4 protein-coding genes and 2 pseudogenes are annotated in these 6,328 nt (G+C 40.6%); all 6 read left to right on the top strand.

Annotated elements, in window-relative coordinates:
• Positions 1-744: pseudogene (locus AAC037_RS17450) on the top strand (elongation factor 4); the annotation flags it as partial.
• Between the two features lie 84 nt (positions 745-828).
• Positions 829-1,728, top strand: a complete 900-nt coding sequence (locus tag AAC037_RS17445; protein ID WP_339904355.1) for a tetrahydrofolate dehydrogenase/cyclohydrolase catalytic domain-containing protein — start codon at positions 829-831, stop codon at positions 1,726-1,728.
• 53 nt (positions 1,729-1,781) lie between these two features.
• Entirely contained in the window at positions 1,782-2,411 is a 630-nt protein-coding gene (locus AAC037_RS17440) for a 7-carboxy-7-deazaguanine synthase QueE (RefSeq protein WP_339904354.1), read from the top strand.
• Positions 2,412-2,471: 60 nt separating this feature from the next.
• Positions 2,472-4,361, top strand: coding sequence for an OmpA family protein (locus AAC037_RS17435; protein ID WP_339904353.1), 1,890 nt, complete (start codon positions 2,472-2,474; stop codon positions 4,359-4,361).
• A gap of 157 nt (positions 4,362-4,518) precedes the next feature.
• Entirely contained in the window at positions 4,519-5,274 is a 756-nt protein-coding gene (locus tag AAC037_RS17430; protein ID WP_339904351.1) for a TonB-dependent receptor plug domain-containing protein, read from the top strand.
• Between the two features lie 10 nt (positions 5,275-5,284).
• Positions 5,285-6,328: pseudogene (locus AAC037_RS17425) on the top strand (TonB-dependent receptor); the annotation flags it as partial.

Here is a 6,328-nt window from a genome sequence, read left to right as displayed (position 1 = left end):
ATCATTCAAGAGAGATTGGAGAGAGAGTTTGACATGACTGTCATTACTACTGTCCCTTCAGTGCAATTTAGAGCATTACTGAATGATGAAACATTTGCTGTAGTCAACGCGCCTTCGGATATGCCCGAGCCAAACCTTTTCAAGCATATAGAAGAGCCTTTTGTTAAAGCGGCCATCATTACCGCTTCAGATTATGTAGGACCGGTTATTCAATTGTGCATGGAGAAAAGAGGGCAAATAAAGAATCAAGTATATTTGACCTCAGACAGGGTGGAATTGACCTTCGATATGCCTTTGGTAGAAATCGTTTTTGACTTTTTTGATAAGCTTAAAACAATTTCGAGAGGCTATGCATCTTTGGATTATGAATTGATAGGGTTTAAGCAATCCCATATGGTTAGATTGGATGTGATGCTAAACGGTGAGCCTGTTGATGCCCTTTCAGCGATAGTCCATAGAGACAAAGCCTACGAATGGGGCAAGCGACTTTGTGAAAAGCTAAAAGAATTGGTGCCGAGGCAAATGTTTGAAATTGCCATACAGGCAGCCATAGGAACCAAAGTAATTGCCAGAGAAACGGTGAAAGCCTTGCGAAAAAATGTATTGGCGAAATGTTACGGAGGGGATATTTCCAGAAAGAGAAAGCTCCTTGATAAGCAAAAGAAAGGTAAGAAAAGAATGCGTCAGGTAGGGAATGTGGAAGTTCCTCAGGAAGCGTTTATGGCAGTGCTTAAACTGGATTAAGCTGACAGTATCAATAAAAAGAAATTACAAAGGGTAACCTGTAGTTACTTAATATTTTAGGAGATTTTGTAAGAAAAAATACCTATGCAAGAAAGAGAAGGATTAATAAGGATTGATGGTAAAAAAACATCCGCAACCATTAAAGATGAAATAGCTGCGGAAGTAGTTTTACTTAAAAAAAACAATAAAAAAGTACCTCACTTGGCCGCAATTCTAGTTGGGAACGATGGGGCCAGCCAAACTTATGTAGGCGCAAAAGTAAAAGCCTGTGAAAAAGTTGGTTTTGGTTCTACCTTGGTAAGGTTGGAAGAAACCGTGTCGGAGGAAGCGTTGCTGAATGAGGTAGAGAAAATAAATGACAACCCTGACATTGATGGCCTGATTGTGCAATTGCCATTGCCGGATCATATATCAGTGGAAAAAGTTACGGCCAAGATCAAGCCGGAAAAAGATGTAGATGGCTTTACGCCGGCAAATGTTGGAAGGATGACTTTGGGATGGCCGGCTTATATTGCAGCCACTCCTTATGGAATTGTTGAGTTATTGAAGCGGTATGAAATAGAGACATCTGGAAAGCATTGTGTGGTGATTGGTAGAAGTCATATTGTAGGTTCTCCAATGAGTATTTTGATGGCCAGAAATGCCTACCCGGGCAACTGTACAGTTACCATTACTCACAGTAGGACGCAAAACTTAAAGGAAATTGCACAAAGTGCAGATATACTGATTGTAGCCATTGGGAGAGAAGGCTTTGTGACCGGAGACATGGTCAAAGAAGGTGCCGTAGTGATTGATGTAGGCATCCACCGAATCCCTGATGCTTCAAAAAAGAATGGATTTAGGTTGGTTGGTGATGTCAATTTCCAAGAGGCCGCCGCCAAAGCCTCAGCCATTACTCCTGTACCGGGAGGGGTAGGGCCAATGACCATTGCCTCTTTATTGTACAATACTTTATTGGCAGCCAAAGGGGAAGTTTACCAATAGGGTTTTAAATTAATGTAAACAAAGCGGTTCAATTACCCGCTAGACCAAAAATTATGAAAGACAAAAATAATATGCTTTCCAATGGACAATATTTGCCATTGATGGAAGCTTTCTACACCATACAAGGTGAGGGGATGTTCTCCGGACAACCCGCCTATTTTATTCGTTTAGGGGGATGCGATGTAGGATGTGTATGGTGTGATGTGAAGGACTCGTGGGATGTAGAAAGGTGGCCAAAAGTGGCCATTGAAGATATTGTAGCAGAAGCGGCTTCTTATCCAGCACGATTGGTAGTAATCACTGGAGGAGAACCTTTGATGCATGATTTAGGGCCATTGACCCGCCTATTAAAAGAGAAGGGCTTTCAAATAAACATGGAAACATCAGGTGCTCATCCTTTTAGTGGTACAATTGATTGGACTTGCTTGTCACCCAAGAAATTTAAGCAATCATTGCCAGAGGTTTATGCGCATGCTGATGAGCTAAAGGTGGTGGTTTACAATAAAAGTGATTTTGATTTTGCGCTTAAACATGCCAGTTTAGTCAATGAGAAATGTCATTTACTCTTGCAACCGGAATGGTCAAAAGCGGAAAAGATGACTAGTTTGATCATAGATTTTGTGAAGGAAAATCCCGCTTGGAGGGTTTCTCTTCAGACTCATAAATACATGGAAATACCTTAGGACAACATGTTTAGAAAATTCCTCATTCTCATATCGTTTGTAAGTTTATGTTTTCAAGCAATGGGGCAGGAATTTTCTATTATTGACAAAAAAGCCCAAAGTACACGCTTTAATGAAGCCATAAAGTACTTTGAAGAAGGCAATGCTTTTTTGCAAAGGAAACAGCTTCCTGAAGCCAGGGAGAAGTACCAAGCAGCCTACGAAAGGAGTACGGATTTTTATGAGGCCTATCTCAAACATGCTCAGGTTTTGTTAAGCAGTGGTATGCCGGAGGAAGCACTTCGGGTTACAAAAAAAGGGCAATCAAGACTTCCGATTAAAACCAATGATTTTTTTAAAGGTAAATTGGCCTGGATCGAAAGCCAGATTTACTTGGCTCAAGGTGATTTTCAGTTGGCCTTGGATACTTTTGAAGCCAACCGTGGTTTTCTGGATGAGGGCTTTGTGAAGTCGCCTGATTATTTAGAAAAATTGCAACAGTTTGAAATCATCGCTGAAGGCATTAAAAACCCGATAAGCATTAGTAAAAACCGACTGCCTGATCCTCTAAATCAATTCAAACTTCAATATTTCCCTGTACTGACAGCCGATGGTAAACGCTTGTTTTTTACAAAAAGAGATGGCATGTCCCCCAAGCAAGATGAAGACATTTATTTCTCTGATTACGATGGGGAGACTTGGTCTAGTCCTGAGTCCATCTCAGAATTAATCAACACCAGGTACAATGAGGGCACCTGTACAATTTCCGCGGATGGAAATCTTTTAATTTTTACTTCCTGCAATACCCCTGCTTCCCATGGAAGTTGTGATTTGTACATCACCGCACGAGTGGACGGGCTTTGGCAAAGTCCTATAAATATGGGGCGAAATGTAAATACCAGGTTTTGGGAATCACAACCATCCCTTTCAGCAGATGGGAGTTTATTGTTCTTTTCTTCCAATAGGCCGGAGGGCGAAGGCGGGATTGATATTTGGGTTTCTGAGCGACTTGATGATGGCACTTGGTCTAAGGCCAAAAATTTAGGTCCCAATATTAACACCAAAATGGATGAGGTTTCCCCTTTTATATTTTTTAACAATACTGTTCTTTTTTTTGCTTCTGATGGACATCCGGGATTTGGAGCAAAGGATATTTACAGAAGTAGTATTGGTCGAACAGGTTTCGGGAAGCCTTCCAATATGGGCTTTCCTATCAATGACCAAAAAGACCAGTTGGCATTATTTATTACAGCCCAAAAAGATTTTGCCTATTATACAGAGAACAGTTATCACCTTGGAAAAGTGGACAGTTCTTTCCTTTATCGCTTTGAATTTCCCGAGGAAATTGATTTAGGGCATGAATTGGTTGTCACTCGAGGAAAAGTGATTAATGAAGAAACAGGAGAGGCTGTGGAGGCGATTCTATCATTAGTGGATCTTGAAAGGGACAGTACCTTGTACAGTTTTAAATCAGATGGAAAAGAGGGCGCATTTACCATGATTTATCCGGACAAAGAAAAAACGGGGCTCTATGTAGAAAAGCAGGGGTACATGCCAAAGATTTATAATGTGGATAGGGATAGTTTAAGAAACAAAGTTGGCTTTCAGATTTTACTGGAACCCATAGCTTCCGGAAAACATTTCATCTTTGAAAACATTTTTTTTGATTTTGACAAGTCAATTTTAAAGAAAGCATCCATAAGCTCTCTTAAAAAACTAAAAAAGTTTTTACTTGCCCATCCCGAAGTCAATCTTTTAATTGTAGGGCATACTGACAATATTGGGGACTCAGAATACAATTCAGAGTTAAGTTTACGTAGGGCAGAAAGTGTTAAAAAATATTTGCTGAAGGAGGGAATTTCTGCAACAAGGCTGAAAATTGAGGGAAGGGGATCAACTGAGCCGATTCAGTCCAATGATACAGAGGAAAATAGGGCACTGAACCGACGAATAGAAGTTTATATCCTATAAAAGAAATTAGGAAGGGAATTTTTTTTAAACTCTATCCTGATTACATTGTTAATATTTGACGATCATAAGCCTAACCTTTCTTATGCTTAAGGAATCTGATTGGAAAATTCAAGGAATTTGTATAAAATTGATTGATTGTTAATTACAACTTTACAATATGAGGAAAGTCATACTTATAGTTATTACCCTTCTTTCCGTTAATTTTTTGGTCCATTCCCAAACCAGAACCATACGTGGTACGGTGACATCTTTTGAAGATGGCTTGCCTATTCCCGGAGTTACTGTTCAGGTAAAAGGTGCAGGGAATGGAACGGTTACTGATATTGACGGAGACTACCAATTAGCAATTGAAGGCAATGGAAATGTGCTTGTTTTTCGATTTGTAGGTATGGAGTTCCAGGAGGAGCTCGTCGGAAATAGGAGCAAAATTGATGTCAGCCTAAGACCGGAAGTCACCTCTTTAGAAGAGGTAGTGGTTACTTCCTATGGAGACCAAACCAGAAGAGAAGTGACAGGAGCAATAGCCTCAGTTAAAGGAGAGATTTTTCAGGATCTACCTATGCAATCTTTTGATAGGGCCATGCAGGGTAGGGTAGCCGGCGTGCAAGTTACCTCCAGTTCAGGGCAGCCGGGAGGTACTTTAACGGTGCAAGTGAGAGGGGTAGGTTCCATTAATGCCGGAACGGAACCACTTTATATCGTAGATGGGGTTCAGATTGCCTCGGGAGCCCTTTCCGGACAGGGAAGTCAAAATGCATTGTCATCTATCAACCCAAGTGATATCGAATCCATTGAAGTGTTTAAAGATGCTGCAGCTGCTGCCATTTATGGAGCTCAGGCAGCCAATGGAGTGGTTTTAATCACTACAAAAAAGGGTAAACTAGGAAAAACCAGGGTTCGTTCAGCCCATTAATTTCTATGATGTGATGAATGCCTCTGAACTTGCATCCATTAAGCGTCAGGCCTATATAAATGCAGGACTCAATTATAGAACAGTAGAAAATATTTTTGGCAGCCCAAGTGATGCTGATTTACAAAACTCTGATTGGATAGATGCTTTATACAGAGATGGGCGAATGAGTGTTTATGATATTTCTTTAAGCGGAGGTGATGAACGCACGAAATTTTTTATTTCAGGTTCACATACTTACCACCAGGGGCAGATCATTCAGTCGGATTATACCAGATCTACCGGCAGAATGAACTTGTCACACAAGGTCAATGAAAAGTTCACCGTAGGGGCCAATTTTTCTCTTGCAAAGCAGGTAACCAATGGGTCGATTGATAGAGGGAATTTTGTTAACAGCCCCTTTGTGGCCGGTTATATAGCCAGACCGAATGTCCCCATTTACAATGAGGATGGAACGTATGCAGAATACCCTTCAGAACACCTTTTCGGTTATAATATAGTGCAAGGTGTCAATGAAGAGCTTAAAAGAGGGACAAGCTACCAGTCAGTGTCTAACTTGAATATGAATTACAAAATATTGCCTTGGCTGGGATTTACCGGATTTGCCGGTTTGGATTTTTCAGACAATCGGGATGAAAACAATAGACCTTCTACTATACCTGTATTTGCCAGTTATGGTGGGTCCTCATATTTTGCAGACAGAAGGATTGTTAATTCAAATGCCAATGCCAATTTTAATGTGAATAAAACGCTTTTTGAGGTACATACCATAAGTGGAATATTAGGATATGAGTATAAGAAGGAAACCCAAGAAACCAATGATGCAGAAGGTAGGGGATTTCCCAACCCTACCTTAAGGTATTTACAAAATGCGACCCAGCCTTTTTATGTAGGTGGATTTTATACAGAATACATAAGATCCGGATTTTTTGGTCAGGCCAAATACGATTATGACGACAAGTATAATTTTGACCTAACCATAAGGAGAGATGGCTCTTCCAGATTTGGTAGCAATGCCAGATGGGGGACTTTTGGAGCGGTGTCTGCAGGTTGGAGG

The organism is uncultured Cyclobacterium sp., from assembly GCF_963976465.1.
GTDB lineage: Bacteria > Bacteroidota > Bacteroidia > Cytophagales > Cyclobacteriaceae > Cyclobacterium.
This window is presented reverse-complemented; position numbering and strand designations above follow the sequence as displayed.

What these genes read in the sequence shown, in the direction of transcription:
- AAC037_RS17435 (WP_339904353.1), top strand. Translation starts at nt 2,472, where the DNA reads ATGGGGCAGGAATTTTCTATTATTGACAAAAAAGCCCAAAGTACACGC.
- AAC037_RS17430 (WP_339904351.1), top strand. Translation starts at nt 4,519, where the DNA reads ATGAGGAAAGTCATACTTATAGTTATTACCCTTCTTTCCGTTAATTTT.
- AAC037_RS17440 (WP_339904354.1), top strand. Translation starts at nt 1,782, where the DNA reads ATGAAAGACAAAAATAATATGCTTTCCAATGGACAATATTTGCCATTG.
- AAC037_RS17445 (WP_339904355.1), top strand. Translation starts at nt 829, where the DNA reads ATGCAAGAAAGAGAAGGATTAATAAGGATTGATGGTAAAAAAACATCC.